This window comes from Acutalibacter sp. JLR.KK004, assembly GCF_036941085.1.
Classification (GTDB): domain Bacteria; phylum Bacillota; class Clostridia; order Oscillospirales; family Acutalibacteraceae; genus Acutalibacter.
Window position 1 is genome coordinate 1,647,376 of record NZ_JAYMNQ010000001.1, and the last position, 17,373, is coordinate 1,664,748.

Annotated in this window: 17 protein-coding genes; 8 read left to right on the forward strand and 9 right to left on the reverse strand. The window is 57.3% G+C overall.

Going from position 1 to position 17,373, the window contains the following annotated elements; genetic code table 11:
* The first annotated feature begins 99 nt into the window (after positions 1 to 99).
* On the forward strand, positions 100 to 1,281 hold the full coding sequence (locus VSQ30_RS08955; RefSeq protein ID WP_334463545.1) for a tRNA(Met) cytidine acetate ligase: 1,182 nt from the start codon (positions 100 to 102) through the stop codon (positions 1,279 to 1,281).
* A 9-nt stretch (positions 1,282 to 1,290) separates the two neighbouring features.
* Here VSQ30_RS08955 and VSQ30_RS08960 read toward each other — a convergent pair whose 3' ends face one another.
* On the reverse strand, positions 1,291 to 2,241 hold the full coding sequence (locus VSQ30_RS08960) for an L-lactate dehydrogenase (protein ID WP_160641228.1): 951 nt from the start codon (positions 2,239 to 2,241) through the stop codon (positions 1,291 to 1,293).
* 244 nt (positions 2,242 to 2,485) lie between these two features.
* On the opposite strand from VSQ30_RS08960, the gene VSQ30_RS08965 reads away from it, so the two are divergent.
* Positions 2,486 to 3,712 (forward strand): MFS transporter, encoded by a 1,227-nt coding sequence (locus tag VSQ30_RS08965; RefSeq protein WP_334463546.1) that lies wholly within the window; start codon positions 2,486 to 2,488, stop codon positions 3,710 to 3,712.
* A 64-nt stretch (positions 3,713 to 3,776) separates the two neighbouring features.
* Here the strand turns inward: VSQ30_RS08965 and VSQ30_RS08970 are convergent, their stop codons facing one another.
* Entirely contained in the window at positions 3,777 to 4,562 is a 786-nt protein-coding gene (locus VSQ30_RS08970) for an MBL fold metallo-hydrolase (protein ID WP_334463547.1), read from the reverse strand.
* 47 nt (positions 4,563 to 4,609) lie between these two features.
* Between VSQ30_RS08970 and VSQ30_RS08975 the strand changes: the two genes are divergently transcribed.
* Positions 4,610 to 5,791: a phosphotransferase gene (locus tag VSQ30_RS08975; RefSeq protein ID WP_334463549.1), complete on the forward strand. Its 1,182-nt coding sequence runs from the start codon at positions 4,610 to 4,612 to the stop codon at positions 5,789 to 5,791.
* A 318-nt stretch (positions 5,792 to 6,109) separates the two neighbouring features.
* Here VSQ30_RS08975 and VSQ30_RS08980 read toward each other — a convergent pair whose 3' ends face one another.
* Together VSQ30_RS08980 and VSQ30_RS08985 are read right to left on the reverse strand one after the other, a co-directional pair.
* Positions 6,110 to 6,445 (reverse strand): hypothetical protein, encoded by a 336-nt coding sequence (locus VSQ30_RS08980; RefSeq protein ID WP_334463551.1) that lies wholly within the window; start codon positions 6,443 to 6,445, stop codon positions 6,110 to 6,112.
* 104 nt (positions 6,446 to 6,549) lie between these two features.
* Positions 6,550 to 7,926, reverse strand: a complete 1,377-nt coding sequence (locus VSQ30_RS08985) for an MATE family efflux transporter (protein WP_334463553.1) — start codon at positions 7,924 to 7,926, stop codon at positions 6,550 to 6,552.
* 180 nt (positions 7,927 to 8,106) lie between these two features.
* On the opposite strand from VSQ30_RS08985, the gene VSQ30_RS08990 reads away from it, so the two are divergent.
* Entirely contained in the window at positions 8,107 to 8,739 is a 633-nt protein-coding gene (locus tag VSQ30_RS08990) for an HAD family hydrolase (RefSeq protein WP_334463554.1), read from the forward strand.
* Positions 8,740 to 8,879: 140 nt separating this feature from the next.
* Entirely contained in the window at positions 8,880 to 9,476 is a 597-nt protein-coding gene (locus VSQ30_RS08995; RefSeq protein ID WP_160641222.1) for a GNAT family N-acetyltransferase, read from the forward strand.
* Between the two features lie 68 nt (positions 9,477 to 9,544).
* On the opposite strand, the gene VSQ30_RS09000 is transcribed toward VSQ30_RS08995, so the two are convergent.
* The 4 genes from VSQ30_RS09000 to VSQ30_RS09015 form a co-directional block, all read right to left on the reverse strand.
* Entirely contained in the window at positions 9,545 to 11,143 is a 1,599-nt protein-coding gene (locus VSQ30_RS09000; RefSeq protein WP_334463555.1) for an NAD(P)/FAD-dependent oxidoreductase, read from the reverse strand.
* Between the two features lie 25 nt (positions 11,144 to 11,168).
* The gene (locus VSQ30_RS09005) at positions 11,169 to 12,386 is read right to left on the reverse strand and encodes an aminoacetone oxidase family FAD-binding enzyme (protein WP_334463557.1); all 1,218 of its coding nucleotides are present in this window, start codon (positions 12,384 to 12,386) and stop codon (positions 11,169 to 11,171) included.
* A gap of 14 nt (positions 12,387 to 12,400) precedes the next feature.
* Positions 12,401 to 12,907 (reverse strand): COG2426 family protein, encoded by a 507-nt coding sequence (locus VSQ30_RS09010; RefSeq protein WP_237076115.1) that lies wholly within the window; start codon positions 12,905 to 12,907, stop codon positions 12,401 to 12,403.
* Between the two features lie 94 nt (positions 12,908 to 13,001).
* Positions 13,002 to 13,880, reverse strand: a complete 879-nt coding sequence (locus tag VSQ30_RS09015; protein WP_334463559.1) for a peptidylprolyl isomerase — start codon at positions 13,878 to 13,880, stop codon at positions 13,002 to 13,004.
* A 301-nt stretch (positions 13,881 to 14,181) separates the two neighbouring features.
* On the opposite strand from VSQ30_RS09015, the gene VSQ30_RS09020 reads away from it, so the two are divergent.
* The 3 genes from VSQ30_RS09020 (at position 14,182) to VSQ30_RS09030 (ending at position 17,068) form a co-directional block, all read left to right on the forward strand.
* Positions 14,182 to 15,108, forward strand: coding sequence for a S1 RNA-binding domain-containing protein (locus VSQ30_RS09020; RefSeq protein ID WP_334463560.1), 927 nt, complete (start codon positions 14,182 to 14,184; stop codon positions 15,106 to 15,108).
* 278 nt (positions 15,109 to 15,386) lie between these two features.
* A complete protein-coding gene (locus VSQ30_RS09025; RefSeq protein WP_334463561.1) occupies positions 15,387 to 15,941 on the forward strand; it encodes a GNAT family N-acetyltransferase in 555 nt (184 codons plus the stop codon).
* Positions 15,942 to 16,039: 98 nt separating this feature from the next.
* Positions 16,040 to 17,068, forward strand: coding sequence for a glycoside hydrolase family 172 protein (locus VSQ30_RS09030; protein ID WP_334463562.1), 1,029 nt, complete (start codon positions 16,040 to 16,042; stop codon positions 17,066 to 17,068).
* Between the two features lie 83 nt (positions 17,069 to 17,151).
* Here the strand turns inward: VSQ30_RS09030 and VSQ30_RS09035 are convergent, their stop codons facing one another.
* Positions 17,152 to 17,361, reverse strand: a complete 210-nt coding sequence (locus VSQ30_RS09035) for a helix-turn-helix domain-containing protein (RefSeq protein ID WP_160641208.1) — start codon at positions 17,359 to 17,361, stop codon at positions 17,152 to 17,154.
* Positions 17,362 to 17,373: the final 12 nt, after the last annotated feature.

The following is a 17,373-nucleotide window of genomic DNA, read 5'->3' on the forward strand; positions in this document are numbered from 1 at the left end:
AGGCCGGTGCTGTACAATTGAGTTGGGATACGGCCCCGAAGGGCTGTTCGTCATTATTTTAATACACTTTCCTGTTGATTGCAAGGAGTTTCCTTAAAAATGCCTGAGAAAAACCTATTTTCCGCTGTTATCTGTGAGTTTAACCCCCTGCACTGGGGGCATTTGTCCCTGCTTGCCGCCATGGGCCGCCGCTGGGCTGGGATTGTCTGCATTTTAAGCGGCAATTTTGTCCAGCGGGGGGAGCCTGCCATCCTGGACAAATGGACCCGCACCCGTTTGGCCCTTGCCGCCGGGGCCGATTTGGTAATTGAACTGCCCCTGCCCTGGGCCTGCGCCGGGGCCGAAGCCTTTGCCCGGGGCGGCGCAGCCCTGGCGGGAAGCCTTCCGGCAGTGGGCGTTCTGGCCTTTGGCAGCGAAATGCCGGACGCCGGGGCCATCACCCAGGCGGCTGAGGCCCTTCTCTCCCCGGAATTTTCCGCCGCCCTTTCCCGCCTGCCCCAGGATGGCTCCACCTTTGCCCGCCGCAGGCAGCAGGCCCTGACAGAGCTTATCGGGGAAAAGGCCGCCCTGCTCCGGCAGCCCAACGCCGCTTTGGGAGTGGAATACTGCAAGGCGCTGCTGGAACAAAGGCTCCCTATTGCCCCAGCGCCCTTCCCGCGGACAGGCGCCGGCCACGACGCGCCCGCCGCTTCCGGCGAAACCCTTTCCGCCAGCCAGCTTCGGGCAATGATAACTGCTGGAGAGGACATTTCCGGCCTTGTTCCCCCTTGCACCCTGGAGGCTGTCCAAAAAGAAAAGGAGGCGGGCCGCTGCCCTGCCTCCCTGTCTTTTCTGGAGCGCCCCATCCTCTCCCGGCTGCGGGCCATGTCCTGTGCCGACTTCGCCTGCCTGCCGGACATCAGCGAGGGGCTGGAAAACCGGCTGTACAAGGCTTCCCGGCAGGCTGCCTCCCTAGAGGGGCTGTATGCCCTTTTGAAAACCAAGCGGTACACCCACGCCCGGCTGCGCAGGCTGGTGCTTTCAGCCTTTTTGGGGATCCCCAAAGAGCGGCCTGCCCTGCCCCCTTACCTCCACGTTTTGGGCATGACGGGAAAAGGCGCGGGGCTGCTGAAGGGGGCCTCCCTGCCTGTAGTAGTCCGGCCCGGGGACGTTTCTGCCCTGCCCCCTGAAGCCCAGGCCCTTTATGCCCTGGAAGCCCGGGCAGACGATCTTTACGCCCTCGCCACCCCTGTGCCCCAGCCCTGCGGCCGCTTGCAGCGGCAAGGCGTGATAAAGGCATAGCCCGCTGCCCTACAGCTTCAACCCCTCATAGCTTTCCAGCAGGACGCTGCAGGAAGCGCGAAAGCTTTCCTGCTCCTTTTCGTTCAGGCACAACTCCAGCACCCTGTCCACGCCTCCCTGGTTTACGATGCAGGGCACGCCGGCATATACGTCCTTCTGCCCATATTCCCCCCACAGCCGGGCGGAGACAGTGAGCACGCTGTTTTCATTGGAGAGGATGGCCCGGGCAATGCGCACCAGGGCCATGCCGATGCCATAATAGGTGGCGTTTTTCGCCGCGATAATCTGCTGTGCCGCGTCCCGCACCTGGCAGCTCAGCCCCTGCACCTCCTCCAGGCTGAACCTGCCACCGGAATGCTCGCAGATGGCGGTGACAGGCTTTGTGGCCAGCATGGCCTGGCTCCAGGGGACAAATTCGCTGTCCCCATGCTCGCCGATTACATAGGCGTGGACGTTCCGGGGGTCAACGGAAAAATATTCCCCTAAGAGATAGCGCAGCCGAGCGGTGTCCAGGGTGGTGCCTGTGCCCAGCACACGGGCGGAGTTAAAGCCGGAAAGCTCGTAGGTGACCCGGGTCATAATGTCCACAGGGTTTGTAGCCACCAGGAAGATGCCCCCGAACCCTGACTGCACCACAGGGCCTACAATGGACTGGAACACCTTGGCGTTGCGCCGCAGCAGATCCAGGCGGGACTCTCCCGGCTTCTGGCTTACCCCGGCGCACAGCACCACAATGTCCGCGTCGGCGCAGTCCCCGTATTCCCCGGCATAGATTTTCATGCTGGCCCCGGAAAAAGCCAGGCCGTGGTTCAAATCCATGGCCTCCCCTTCGGCCCGCTTTTTGTCGATGTCCACCAGCACCAGCTCGTCGCACAAGTCCTGGTTTAAAGCGGAATAGGCAAAGCTCATGCCCACCATGCCTGTGCCCACCAGCACAATTTTCCTTTTATTTAAACACATGCGCATTCCCCTCTTTCTAAAATTCGATTTTTCAAACAAGCCCTACTCTATTGTGCCTCTGCTTTGCCGCTCTATCCCCGTTTTGGAAAAGGCTCTATTTTTTCTGCAATCCAGAAGAATATTTGACAGCTTCTCCCAAAATATGCTATGATTGTGGAGAATAAAAAATGGGAAATGCCTGTTCTGGAGATTTTTTATGCCATTTCCTCCGGCTCGGGGATATCCCAGTGAGGATGTTTTGGGTATGGGTCAAAAATCAAAATTCCGCTACCTGCTGACAGTGGCCTCCTGCTGCGGCCTTACCGGCAGTTCCATCGGCATTCTGACAAATTCCTTTGGCGTGTTTTATGCCTCTGTTTCCACAAGCCTAGGGGTGGGCCGGGGGGCCATCGCCACCCACGCCACCCTGGCTATGCTGTCCATCGCCCTTCTCTCCCCCCTGGCGGCAAAGCTTTTGCAGCACGTTCCCTTGCGGCTGTATCTGGGCGCGGGCGTTCTGCTGGGGGCAGGCGCCACCCTGCTTCTGGCTTTCTCCCGCAATATTTGGGCCTTTTATGTTTTAGGCGTGATAAAAGGCATCGGCGTTGCTTTCTTTGGCGTGATACCCGTCACCTCCATTATCAGCAACTGGTTTCTTAAAAGCCACGGCCTGGCGGTTGGGCTGGCCCTCTCTTTCAGCGGGCTTTGCGGCGCTGTTTTCAGCCCCCTGTTTTCCTTTATCATAGAAAGCGCCGGCTGGCAGGCCGCCTTTATCTGCATGGCGGCCTTTTCCCTTATCCTGGCCCTGCCCGGCGTGTTCACCCTGCGGCTTGCGCCCCAGGAGGTTTCCCTCCCCCCATACGGCGGCGGCGCGCCGGTAAGCCTGCCCCCGTCCCAGCAGAAAGCAGGCGCTGCCAAGGCAAAGCTTTACCTGCCCGCTTTGGCGCTTACCTGCGGTTTTTCTGTTCTGGCCTGCGCCATCACCAGCGTGGGGCAGCATTTCCCCACAGTTGCGGAGGCCGCGGGCCTGTCCGCTCAGGTGGGGGCCATGATGGTTTCCGCCGGCATGGTGGGCAACATTATCTCAAAGCTGATTATTGGGCTGCTCAGCGACCACAAAGGCCCCTTTTTTGCCAATGCCTGCATGATAGCCATTAACGGGGCCGCCATGGCAGTGCTGCTCCGGCTTCCCGCCAACGCCCCCGCCGCTGTTGGAACCGCGTTTTTCTTTGGGGCCATCTACTCTGTGGGAGCAGCTGGCATTCCCCTGCTCACCCAGCGGGTATTCGGGCGGGAGCAGTATACGGCTGCTTTCTCCATTGTGCAGATTTTCGCTAACGGCGGCAGCGCCTTGGCCCTGACCATTATTGGGCTGGTGTACGATGTAACAGGAAGCTGCGATCCTGTGCTTATCGGCTCCATTGTTATACAGGCGGCAAACCTGGCCATGCTGGCGGCGCTTTACCAGATGGGCAGGCACAGGGCTGCTTAACCGCCCCCGCAACGCCAAGGGCTTCCTGGCGCGTACACGCCGGAAGGCCCTTTTCAGTGTATTCCTACAACTCAATGCGGGAGCCGTCATTTGTGAAAACCACCCTGTCCCCCAGCACTTCTTTTGCCAGGGCCAGTTCCCCTTCATAATCCCGGAGGATTTCCACGCCATGGTGGTAGAACACCGCCTGCCCGAAATCTATGCCGGATTCCAGCAGTTCCCGGCACAGATCGCAGGCCCTGTGGTGACCTGTTTCCAGGAAAACCAGATCGGCATGGGAGGCATGGGGCAAAAGCTCCGGAAGCTGCCCGAAGTCCCCGGAATAGAGCAGCTTTTTCCCCTCCGCCTCTGCTGTGAAAGAAAAGCTTTTCCAAGGCTCCCCAGCCGCCGGGGTTCCCAGGTGGAGGTTGTGAAAGGCTTCCACCCGGAGCGCCCCCTGACAGAGGACACCGTCTGCCACCAAATGGGGTTCTAGGGAAAAAACCGTTTCATAATGGCCCTCGCTGCCCAAAAGCATCTGATAAATCCCCTGAAACACAGCCAAATCCGGGATATACACAGGGATTATCCGGCCTGCCATCCGCTCCTGGTTTTCCAGGGAAAGGGTGCAGAGCTTGCGCAGGTTCCACAGCAGGTGGGGCAGCCCCCCCACGTGATCCATATGGGTGTGGGAGATGAAAATCCCCTGGGTGCAAAGCTGATCCAGGCCCAGGTTATAGGAGGCGTGGCAGCAGTTTTCCCCGGCGTCAAAAAAATACAGCCTGCCTTCTGTTTCCAGGGCCACGCTGGTGTGGTGGCGGTTGGGGTAAGGCTCTGTGCCGGAACAACTGCCCAGTATGTGCAGAATCATAGGGAAACCTTCTTTCGCAGAATTTTATTTATCATAGGAGGAAACGTATGGAAAAGCTGACGTCCATGGAAAACATTGGCCAGGGAATGTCAGAAAAGCTGGCCGCCATTGGAATTGATTCAGGGGAAAGCCTGAAAGCCCTGGGAGCCGAAGCGGCTTTTGCAAAGCTGAAAGCCCGCTATCCGCAAGTTTGCCTGGTGCATTTATACGCGCTGGAAGGCGCTGTGTGCCATTTGCCCTTTGACAGCCTTTCGGAAAGCCGGAAAAAGGAATTGAAAACCTTTTCCGATTCCCTGAAAAGCCAGGATAAGGCCGGAGAAAAGCCCCCTCTCTTTCAGGAGACTGTTGAAAACTGGGAGGATTGGGGCCGGGTATTCCAGTCGAAAGAAGCTTTCGCGCCCCTTGCCCGGGAAATTTTCCGCCGGGAGGGCCTGCCCTTTGCGCCCCTCACAAGCCTGACCCCTGGCACAAACGGGGTTTTCCGCAGCGGGCCTTATGTGGTAAAAATCTTTTTCCCAAAAGAGGCAGGCCCGGATCCCCGCCCGGACTTTGAGAACGAGGCCGCTGTCTGCGGCAGGCTGGCCCAGCAGGGCGTTCCCACCCCGGCCCTTACGGCCCAGGGCGTTATAGAGGACGCCTACACCTTTTACTATCTGATTACCCGGTTTTTCCCTGGAAAAGAGGCCGGCCCCTGGCTTGCGTCCGCTTCCACTAAAGAGCAGGCAGCCTTTGTGGGGCAGTTAAAAAGCCTGCTTGCAAAGCTGAACCAGCCTGCGGAAGGGCTGATTCCTCCTGTGGATCTTCTGAAAAGGGCTGTGGAAAATCCCCGGCTGCAGGCCCTGCCTCCCAATCTGCGGGAGGAAATGGCCCAACGGGCCAAAGGGCTTGACCTGCGCCCTTCTGTGCTGGTGCATGGAGATCTCACAGGGGAAAACCTGCTGGTGGACGCAGAGGGAAAGCTGACCCTTATCGACTGCGCCGACGCCTGCCTGGCCCCTGCTTTCTATGAGCTTGCTCCCATTGTCTTTGAACTTTTCCAGTGCCGGGAAGGGCTTCTGCGGCTTTTCGCCGGAGAGGACAAGGAAAACTTTGTGGAACAGGTGCTGGACGCGGTGTGCCTGCACGATTTCGGCGCACACATGCTTCGGGACGCGCCCCTGCGGGAGGGCCTGCCACCCTTTGAAAGCCTTATGGACGCCAGACGGTTCCTGCTGGAAAAATTCCGATAAGGCAATACCGCATAAATCTAAGCAGTATATCACGGCAGAGATTTTTTCGTCAGAGTGCATAAAGGATGAGCAGGCAGGCTGGCGCCTGTCAAACAGGCTTTGTGTGCTATAGTAAACGCACTTAAAAATCGGTACATCCCAATTTTTAAGCCAGGCGGCTTTACCGCCTGGTTCAAAAGAGACATTCTGTCTCTTTTGAACTGCGTTAACTATATGACGGAAAGAATCGCCTGTGAGATACTGTTTAAGGCTGCGGCCGCGAGTTGTACGGTATTGCCGTATGGAAAGCCGGCGCGCAAAAGAGCGTGCCGGCTTTTTTCACGCCTGCTGGGTGAGGATTTGGGTAAGCAGCTCCATCCGTTTTTTCAAAGGCTTTTTCACGGCAATGCCGAAAAAACCTTTCAAAGCCATCTCCCCCACGTATACGCCGGGGAGCAGGGCATACTTAATCCACGCCTCCATGTGGACATGCCCGTTCTGGCATTCCACCTTCATAAACTGCGGCGCTGTCAGGGCGCCAACGCCTTTCTTCCACACAGGCTCGCCTTTCACAGTGGTGTAGGAAAAGCCTTCATTCTTCATGTAGTCCATAACAATCTGCCGCACCTGTTCGTCAGGGCGGGCGGTCTGAAAATCTGTAATGGTACGCGCCAAGTGAACCGACCCCTTTTCTGTAATGTTCTGCCTGCCTTTATTATACAGGATCCTGCATAAATTTGCAAGATATTTTCCATGCTGGGCGGGCTTTGTAATGGTTGTTAAATCCGCTTGATCCACTTCTTGCTGCTTAAACGGAACACGCACCAGACAGCCTTGATAAACTGGTCGATTTTCAGGAAGGTGTAAATCCAGAAAGCGGGCAGGTGCCACACCAGGCCTGCCAGATATCCCAGGGGGATGGAGGCCACCCATAAAAACAGGATATCTGCCAGCATCAGGAATTTGGTGTCCCCGCCGCCCCGGAGCACCCCTTTTGTCAGGATAGAGTTCATGGACTGGAAGATGACAATTACACCCACCGCCATCATAAGCTGCTGGGCAATAGCCTGGGTTTCGGCGTTAATATTGTAGGCGCTGATAACCAGATCGCTGATGGCGATAATCAGCCCGCCTGCCAGAATGCCGATAACCGTACCCAGACCCAGGAAGGTGACGCCCTGTTTCTGGGCTTTGTCTGTCTCCCCCTTGCCCAAGGTGTGGCCTGTGATAATGGAGCTTGCGTTGGAAATGCCCTGGATGAACACAGTGCTCAGCCGCTGGGTCACCATGGTAATGGCATTAGCGGAAACAAAGCTTGCGCCCAAACGCCCTGTAACCATGGTAACAGCCGTATTGCCAAAGGCCAGCAGCGCGTCGCTTACAAGCACAGGGATGCTGATGCGCAGATAATCCTTCAGCAGATCCCCGCATTTCATCAGAAGGTGCTTCATGCGGTATCCAATTTTTTTATCGAAGAAGAAGAAATAGCCGCAGATAAAGGCAAATTCAAAGACGCGGGAGATAAGCGTGCCCAGGGCCGCGCCCTCTATTCCCATAGCCGGGGCGCCGAATTTGCCGAAAATAAACATATAGTTAAAAAATATGTTTATGAAAAAGGCCGCTATGGAGCTGATAAGGGGCAAAGTCACCTGGCCCACGCTGCGCAGGACAATGGTGCAGGTGAGGGAAAAGCCTAAAAGCCAGTAACAGGGGATAGACCAGCGGAAATAGGCTGCTCCGGCCTGGATAATGATTTCCTCCCCTGTGTAAATGCGCATAAGGCCTTCCGGAGCAATGATGGTGGCCAGAGTGAACAGCAGGCCGATGGAAAAGCATAGCCGCAGCATAATGGTGATGGCCTTGCGCAGGGAAGCCTTATCCTGCATGCCCCAGAAGCGGGAGGTGAGCACAGAAGCCCCCATGCCCATACCCATACAGCAAATGTGGAACAGGTTGATAAAATCGTTTGCCAGGGAGGAGGCGGACAGGGCCGTTTCTCCCAGCCTTCCCAGCATAATGGTGTCCATCATGTTCACGCCGATGGTAATGAGGCTTTGCAGGGAGATAGGCAGGGCAATTGCCACCACCTGCCTGTAAAATGCTTTGTCCCCTAAATAGGGCTTCATCCTTTGCAGGAGGCTTTGCTTTCCTTCCAATTTTCCCATCCTCCCTATTGTTTTGCAAACCCGTATAGTATCATTTGCAACTATTATAGCACAGGCCCCTGCCCCGCGCAAGGGGGAGCGCGCCCAAACTTTCCCTGCCGCCTTGATTTTCCCTGCCGTTCCCGCTATAATAGGGACAGGAAAGAAGAAAAACAGAAAGGCAGTTAGAATATGAAATACGACGGCGTTTTGTTCGACCTGGACGGCACCCTGTGGAATGCTACGGAGGCCATTGCGGTTTCCTGGGAGATGGCCCTGCGGGACGCACCGGATATCCCGCGGCCGCCAACGGTGCGGGAACTGGAGGGCGTGATGGGCATGACAGCGGAACAACTGATGGCGGCCCTCTTTCCCCACATCACCAAAGAGCGGGGGGCCGAGCTTTTTTCCCGCTGCTGCGAGGTGGAAAATGAATATCTTCTCCAACACGGCGGCAGGCTCTATGAGGGCATAGAGGCGCTTTTGGAGACGCTTTCCAAGGAAGTGCCCCTGGCCATTGTCAGCAACTGCAACACCGAATATGCCCCCTGTTTTTTAAAGGCCCATGGCCTGGAAAAATATTTTGCCGACTGGGAGTGCAGCGGGCGCACCGGCCTGCCCAAGGGGGAAAACATCAAGCTGGTGGCAGAGCGCCTGGGCCTGCAGGCCCCTGTATACGTAGGCGACACGCCTCTGGATTATGAAGCCGCCAAAGTCGCCGGCGTACCCTTTATCCACGCGGCCTACGGCTTCGGCAAGGTGGAGGGCGTTCCCAGCATTCAGAAGCCCCTGGAACTGCCGGGACTTTTGCAGTATAGCCACTGAACTTGAAACTGCCATTTTTCAAGCAGCAGAATATCCCTGCGCGATATCCTGCCGGTTGGTCTGCCCGCCAGGGCAAACCGACATGACTTATTTATCCGATTAAGCCGCACTCTTCCCGGAAAGGAGACACATTCCCGCCTATGAAAACCAGCCTGTTGTTTTCCAGCTTCCCCTTTATCGCCAGCGAAAAGGTTACCCTGACGCGCATGACGGAACTGGACTTAAACGCCATGTGGGAGATTATGGGGGACGACGACAACTACCGCTTCGCCCCCACCGCCGCCCTGCGCTCTCCGGCGGAATGCGTTTTAAAGCTGCGGCAGATTGAAGCCCTTTTCCGGGACAGGGCCGCCATCACCCTGGGCATCTATCCCAACGGAGAAGAGGAAAATCGGCTGGCTGGCTTTTTTGAAATTTATGGCATTGACCCCCATGTGCAGGCTGCCACCATCCGTTTCACCCTCCACCGGGAATGCACAGGCATGGGCTATGCCTCCTCTGCTGTGCGGGCCACAGCAGAATACCTGATGAGCACCATCGGCGTTCACCGCATCCAGGCCTATGTCCTCCCCACCAACTACCGGGGCGTGCTGGTGCTGGAGCGCTGCGGCTTTTTAAAGGAGGGGACTATCCGGGAGGGATTTTTGTGGCCTGACAAGGGGATTGTGGATTTAAGCCTGTATTCCCTGCTGCCCACAGACAAACGGAAAAAATCCGGGCAGACCCACTACCTGTAAATGCCGCTAAATACATAAACCAAAAGCCATGCTTCACCAGTTATGCTAGGAAGCATGGCTTTACGTTTTTAAGAGCACCCCGCCAGCAGCAGGGCCTCGGCACAGCGCAGGCCGTCTACAGCGGCGGACACAATGCCTCCCGCATAGCCAGCCCCTTCGCCGCAGGGGTACACCCCCCGGGCCAGAGGAGACTGGAGGGTGTCGTCCCGGAGGACGCGCACAGGGCACGAACTGCGGGTTTCCGGAGCTGTGAGGATGGCGTCTGGATAGTCAAAGCCCCGTAGCCTTTGCCCCAGGACAGGCAAAGCTGCCTGCATGGAACGCACCACATAGTCCGGCAGGCAGCCTGCCAGGGCGGCAGGCGAAACCCCCGGCTGATAGGTGGGAGAAACCCCATGAAAGCTTTTGGTGGGGCGGTTTTGGAGGAAATCCTCCACCCGCTGGGCAGGGGCTTTGTAGGCGCCGCCCCCTGCTCTATAGGCGGCCTGTTCAATTTCCCGCTGGAGATATATACCCGCAAGGGGGCTGCCGCTGCCGAAATCCTCCGGGGTTACCCCCACTAAAAGAGCGGCGTTGCTGTTCTCCCCATCCCGCAGCCAGGGACTCATGCCGTTTGTCACCACGCCTCCCGGCTCTGAAGCCGCCCCGGTGACTGTGCCGCCAGGGCACATGCAGAAGGTGTACACACCCCTGCCGTCAGGCAGGTGGCAGGAAAGCTTGTAATCTGCCGCGCCCAGGGCCGGATGGCCTGCAAAGCTTCCATACTGCGCCCGGTCGATAAGGGCGGCGGGGTGCTCAATGCGCGCGCCCAGGGAAAAGGCCTTGGGGGCAAGGGGCAGGCCCTTTTGCTGGAGCAGCTCGAAAACATCCCTGGCGCTGTGGCCCACTGCCAGGATACAGCTTTGGCAGGGCAGGGTTTCCCGCCTGTCCCGGCAGATGTAGGTGATGCTTTGAAGGGCGCTGTCCTTAAGGGTTATCCCCGCAAGCTTTGCCCCAAAAAACACCTGGCCTCCCAGGGCTTCAATCTGCCGCCGGATATGCCCCACCACTTCCGGCAGCCGGTCTGTGCCAATGTGGGGCTTTGCCTCTGTGAGGATTTCCGCCGGCGCCCCTGCCGCTGCCAGCTCCTCCAGCACCTTGCGGACGCGCCCGTCCCCGGTGCCGGTTGTCAGCTTCCCGTCGGAAAAGGCCCCGGCCCCGCCCTCGCCAAACTGGATATTGGATTCCGGGTTCAGCGCCCCGGTGCGCCAAAAGGCCTCTACAGATTTCTGGCGCTCCTCCACAGGCAGGCCCCGCTCCAGTACAAGGGGGCGCTGCCCGCACTGGGCCAGAAGCAGGGCCGCAAAAAGCCCTGCCGGGCCTAAACCCACCACAACCGGGCGCGGATCCAAGGGCTTAGACACCCTGGGCGGCTCATAGCGGTAAGGAATAACCTTCTGTACACTGCTGTCCCGACATTTTGCCAGCAGGCGGTTTTCATTTTCCGCCTGCACCTCTGCCGCGCAGACAAAGTGTACCTTGTCCTTTTTCCGGGCGTCCACCGATTTTTTCCAAAGGCGCACTTCTCCCAAAGCGCTTTCCGGCACCTTCAGCTTTCTGGCGGCAGCGCGGCGCAGCTCCTGTTCTGTGAAATCCAGGCCCAGGTGCAGGCCGGAAACCTTCAGCATCCTGCTTCCCCCTCTGTCGCAAAATTCATCTTCCCGCCGCAAGCCCTGCCGTCATTCCCGTGGCCCAGGCCCAGTGAAGGTTATACCCGCCGCAGTCTCCATGCAGGTTTAAAAGCTCCCCCGCCAGATACAGCCCCGGCTGCCTGCGGGATTCCATGGTTTTCATATTCACTTCTGACAAGGGCACGCCCCCTGCCGTTATTTGGGCGCTGTCCCAGCCCTCCCAGGGGGATACCGGCAGGCGCCAGTCCTTCACAGCCCTTGCCGCGCGCCGCAAATCCTCCCGGGACAGGGCGGAAATCTGTTTTTCCCCTGTGAAGCCCAGGTTTTTGGCAATCTGCTGGCCTATTCGCAGGTTTACCAGCCCGGAGAAAATCTCCCGGGTCGGCAGGCGGGGCCGTCCGCTGCGGAGATTCTCCAAATAGGCGAAAAGCGCCCTTTCTTCCATGCCCTCCAGCAAGTCCAGGGCCACTTCCCCCCGCCCGGCGGAAAGCCTCAGGGAGAGGTTAAAAATGCAGATGCCGGAAAGGCTCCCCTCCCCAAAAAGCACCTCGCCGCTTTCCGCGTACACCTCCCGGCCCTGTATCCATAAAGCCGCCCTGGCCTTGCAGCGCATCCCCTTTAAAGGGGAAGTAAGCTTTTTAGGGCAGGCAAGGGGCGTAAGGCCCGGGCGCAAAGGGGTGAGACTGTGGCCCAGGCGCTTTGCCAGGGCATATCCGCCCTCCTGGCAGCTATGCCTGGGAGAGGCCGCGCCCCCGCAGGCAAGCAGGCATTTTTCCGCCCACAGCTCCGCCCCCTCCGGGGACTGCAAGAAAAAGCCCCCTTGCCGGGGGGCAATGGCTGTAACGGGAAAGCCTGCGAAAAGGGAGGCTTTCCCCTCTTCGCAGCTTCCCCGCAGCGCCTGCAGCACTGCCGCTGCCTGAAGGCCATAGGGGTACACCCGGCCTTCCCCATCTGCCCGGGTGTACAGCCCCAGGGCGGAAAAAGCCTTCAGCACCCTTTCCGGCGGGCAGGCCGAAAGAAGGGGCTTTGCCAGGGAAACATCCCCATGATAGCGGGCAGGGCTTATATGGAGGTTTGTCAGGTTGCACCGGCCGTTCCCTGTTGCTAAAAGCTTTTTCCCAGGCTTGGGGTTCCCCTCCAGAAGGGCCACAGCCTCCGGTCCCAAAGCTTTTCCTGCCTGGCAGGCAGCCATCAGCCCGGCGGCCCCCGCGCCTACGACAGCCAGCTTATAACGCTTCATTTTCATCGCCGCGCCTATACCACCAGTCCTAAAAGGCCATAGGACAGCAGGCACATGATAACATCCGCCACCAGGGTGCCTCCCACCACGGAAATCATGGCGGACTTAAAGTCCATTTTCATCAGCGCCGCCGCCAGGGAGCCTGTCCACGCCCCTGTGCCCGGCAGGGGGATCGCCACGAAAATCAGCAGGCCCAGGGTCTTATAGCGGTTTATCTTGTCAAACTTGCTGCGGCCCTTTTCCTCCATGCGGTTGACAAGCTTCACCAGGCGGGTGTTGCGCATCCAGTCGAAAATCTTGTTGATAAACAGCAGGATAAAGGGTGTGGGCAGGATGGTGCCCACAAAGCAGATGAAAAAGGCGGGCAGCATCTCCAGATGCAGAAGCTTTGCCGCCAAAATCCCGCCCCGCAGCTCAATAACGGGCATCAGGGACAGCAGAAAGACGGTTAGCTCCCCGGGGATGGTCTGGCTGAAAAAATTCACCAGGGACGTGACAATATGCTCCATTTGAATCGCCATGGGGCGCCGGACGCAGAAACCAGGCCTCCAGCGCCCCTCCTTTCTTTAAACATTTTCAATCCCATAGGATTTCACAGGGCTTGGGGCAGCAGCCTTATTCGTAGGCCACAATCTCCACCTTTTCCATCACCATATCCTCCAAAGGCTTGCTGCTTTGGGGATCCACTGGCGCTTTGGAGAGGGCTTCCACCCCGTCCATGCCTTCAAACACCTGGGCAAACACTGTGTGGCCTGTTTTGTCTGTGGAATAGTAGCCGTCCAGGTGGAGGTTCCCGCCATGCTCTGTATATAAGTTTTTCATATCGTCTGTCACCAGATCCATGTCCACCCACTTGCTGCTGTACATAACCTTAAAGGCGTCCGGATCCTGCTTGTATACCTCAAAACCCTGCTGGTAGCTGTCCCAGTCGATAGCCGCGCCCTGGGTGCAGTTGATGAAGAACTGGCTGCCATTGGTGTTCGGCCCGCTGTTTGCCATGGAAACGGAGCCGTCAATATTCAAAAGGTTAGGGCTGAACTCATCGGGGAAAGCCTCTTCCCACACGCTTTCCCCGGCATAGCCTGTGCCGGTGGGATCGCCCCCTTGCACCATGAAATTTTCGATAACCCGGTGGAAGGTAAGGCCATCGTAATAACCGTCTAGGGCGTGCTTTTTAAAGCTGTAAACAGCTTTCGGGGCCTCGTTGGGGAAAAAGCGCAGCTTGATAACCTCGCCGCTTTTCATGGTGATAACGGCGATCTCCTCCCCCTTCTCCGGCAGCTCAAGCTGGAAGCCAGGCTTTTGGCCTGTCTCTGCCGGGGTCAATTCCTCCATGCCCACCAGCTCATCCCCGCTGCCTATCACCTTTGCCGCCTTTGAGGGGGCCGGGCCGGAGCTTTCCCCGGAAGAGGACGCTTCCTGGGAGGCGCTGCCGCAGGAAGCCATGGTCAAAACAAAAACAAGGGCCATCAGCCCGCAAAGAATTTTTCGCAAAAAAATTCCTCCTTATAGCATAATTTGTTCTTTATTTTAGCGCATCTCAGGGAAATATGCAAGCCCTATCTGCCGGGCAGGCCTTTGTTCCGGGGTTTTCCGTCCGCCGTCCCCTGCCGCATCTTTTCACCCCCCCTCTTTCCGGCGCATTTTTTGCGCCTTTGCCGCATATAGTTTCCCTGTATCAGGAAAAAGGAGGGCAGGCCGGGAAAGGGTTGTCCTGCAGCCGGACGCACGTGAAAATACTAAAAGAAAGGACCGATACCGTGGTGCATACAGCCCGTATCTTTTGGCAGAAAACATGAAATTTTATCCGGAAGGCTATTTACTGGACAGCTTTGAAAATAAAACCGCCCTAAGTTCCCCAGCCTCCCTGTCGGAGGCCATGCGGGAGGGAAAAATACTGGAAGCCAGGGCTGTGATGTGCGACAGCTCCCATGACTTGATTGTGGACTTCAAATTTATGAAAGGCATCATCCCCCGGGAGGAGGGGGCCTTGGGCATACGGGAAGGTACAGTGCGGGATATTGCCGTAATATCCCGGGTGAACCGCCCTGTGTGTTTTCTGGTGCAGGACTTTATCCGGGACAGCCAGGGCCGCGTCACGGCCCTGCTCTCCCGCCGGGCCGCCCAGGAGAAGTGCCGGGACGAATACATAGCAGGCCTTGTCCCTGGAGACGTGATAGACGCCCGGGTTACCCATATTGAGCCTTTTGGGGTGTTTGCCGATATCGGCTGCGGCATTGTGTCCCTGCTGCCCATCGACTCCATCTCTGTTTCCCGCATTGAGCACCCTAGGGAGCGCTTCCTGCCGGGGATGGACATCCGGGCTGTGGTGAAATCCCGGGAGAACCAGCGCATCACCCTGACCCATAAAGAGCTTTTAGGCACCTGGGAGGAAAACGTCCAGTCCTTCCGGGCTGGGGAAACTGTGGGCGGCGTCATACGCAGCATTGAAAATTACGGCGTGTTCGTGGAGCTTGCCCCTAACCTGGCGGGCCTTGCGGAACTGAAGGAAAACATCTTCCCCGGGCAGCAGGCCAGCGTGTTTATTAAGAGCATCCTGCCCAGCCGCATGAAAATCAAGCTGATTATCATCGAAACTTTTGAAGGCCCCTCTGCAAAGCCCGCAAAGCCCGTTTACTTTTTCAAGGGCGCGCATATGGAGGAGTTTGCCTATTCCCCGGAAAACAGCGAAAAGCATATTGTAACAAGGTTCCACGACTGAGAAGCCATAGCTTTGCAGGATATGCCCCCTCCGCGCAGAAGGGGCATATCCTGTTTTTCCAGGCGGGAGTGCCTAAACTACGCGTTTTATGCCTCCGGCGGTTTAGGGGCTTCGCCCCTAAATACCCCACCACCTTTGAAAAGGTGGACGAAACTTTATTGTTTCTTCATTCTTTAAAATACTCGTTTTGGACATTCCCTTCCAGGCTCCAGCCTTGACACGCTTTCCCGCCCCATGGTATAATATTGCAATTTATTTTTGAAAGGGGCGCTGAAAGCATGTCACGGTATAGGGAAGTTTTTGAGGGAAAAGGTGGGCGCTTCATCATCCGGAACGCGGAAGGGACAGACGCCCCCAGGCTGTTTACGTACATGGATCATGTAGACCGGGAGACAGTCTTTCTGGCAAGGGAGCCGGGGGAATTTGCGGAAAGCTATACCCTGGAGCAGGAGGAAGAGCTTCTGAGGCGCTGGGCCGAAGGGGATGAAAAGCTGTTCCTCATTGCGGAAACAGAGGGCGGGGAGCTTGCCGCCACCTGCGGCTGCTTTTATTCCAAAGGGCGCAGGCGGAGCAGGCACATCGGGGAAATCGCCGTGTCCGTCCGGCAGGACTTCTGGCGCATGGGCCTAGGCCGCAGGATGATGTCCATCCAACTGGACTGGTGCCGGGAGCACCAAATTGAAAAATTAAAGCTGACAGTGGACACCCAGAACACCCGCGCGCTGGGACTGTACTTCTCCCTGGGCTTCCAGGTGGAGGGAAAGCTTTGCGGGGAAGGGAAGCTGGCCGACGGCACCTGCCAGGACGTGTACGCCATGGCCAAATTCTTTTAACAGGGAAGCGCAAAGCTTTTATGAAATCTTTTGGCGGGACAGGGTTGCACTTTGGGAGCGGATGGGATATACTGGAAAAAATGCGAGGAGGTACTCATATGTCTGTCTTTGAAATCCAAGCAAGGGAAAGCTTTGGCTTTTCTGCGGAAAATCCCACCGGAACCCACGCCGGCGGCACCCGGGGCAGGGACTGCGAAAAGCTGCGGCCCTGCATCCAGATTGCGCCGGGAGAGACTGTTACCCTGTGCGATACAGACGGCCCGGGAATGATCACCCACATGTGGTTTACCGGGTATATCGGCCATTCTTTTGTCCTGCGGGTATACTGGGAGGGCCAGGAGGCCCCTTCTGTAGAGGCTCCCATCTCCGCCTTTTTCGGCTGCGCCTACGATGAGAATTTCAAGGACAGGGACGGCAAATATCCGGTGCTCAGCGCCGCGCCCATCCTGATGGCCCCGGGCCGGGGCTATAACTGTTATTGGGAGATGCCCTTCCGCCGGCACTGCCGGGTCACCATGGAAAACCGGGGAGACAAGGAGCAGACCCTCTATTACATGATTGAGGGCTGGAAGGGGGAAATTTCCCCTGCCGCCGGATATTTCCACGCCTTTTACCGCCAGGAGCACCCTGTGCAGAAGGGCCGGGCCTATACGGTTGTAGACGGCCTTGAGGGCAAGGGGCAGTTTGTCGGGCTGTGCTTTGCCGCCGGGATGAACGGTCACAACACCTGCTGGGTGGAAGGGGAGCCTAAAATGTATATTGACGGCGGGGAGTATCCCACCATCAACTATACTGGCACAGAGGACTATTTCTGCGGCTCTTATGGCTTTGGCAACGACATCCTGCAAAAGCAGTACCAGACCTTCAGCGGGCTGTATGCCGGGCTGTACGCCATTACAGGCAACGACAGCAGCGAGATGTATAACGGGCAGCAGCGCTTCCTGCTGTACCGCTTCCACATACAGGATCCCGTATATTTCAGCCGTTCTTTCCGCATGACCATGGACAACCTGGGCTGGACAGGCCCCCGGTATGACGATTATACCTCCGTGGCATACTGGTATCTGGACAGGCCAGCCGCCCTTCCGGCAGAACTGCCTGCCGACGGCGAGTTAATTATGCAATAACAGGATGTATGCAAAAACAGCAGGGAAAGGCTACGGCTTTTCCCTGCTGTTTTTCTGTTAGAAATCTTATTACATATATTCTTTCATGCTTCTATATCCTCCACATACTCTGCTATATCCTCCAGCCCGCAGTCTAAAATCCCGCAAAGCTGGTTCAGCGTGTAGGTGCTTACGTTCCCGTTTTTGCGCAGCCTGTCAAGCTGCCCGCTGCTGAAATTGTATTCCTTTATCAGTTTATACTGAGAAACCTCTTTCTCCCTCATAGTTTTCCAGAGCCTGTCAAATACGATCAAGCAAATGCCCCC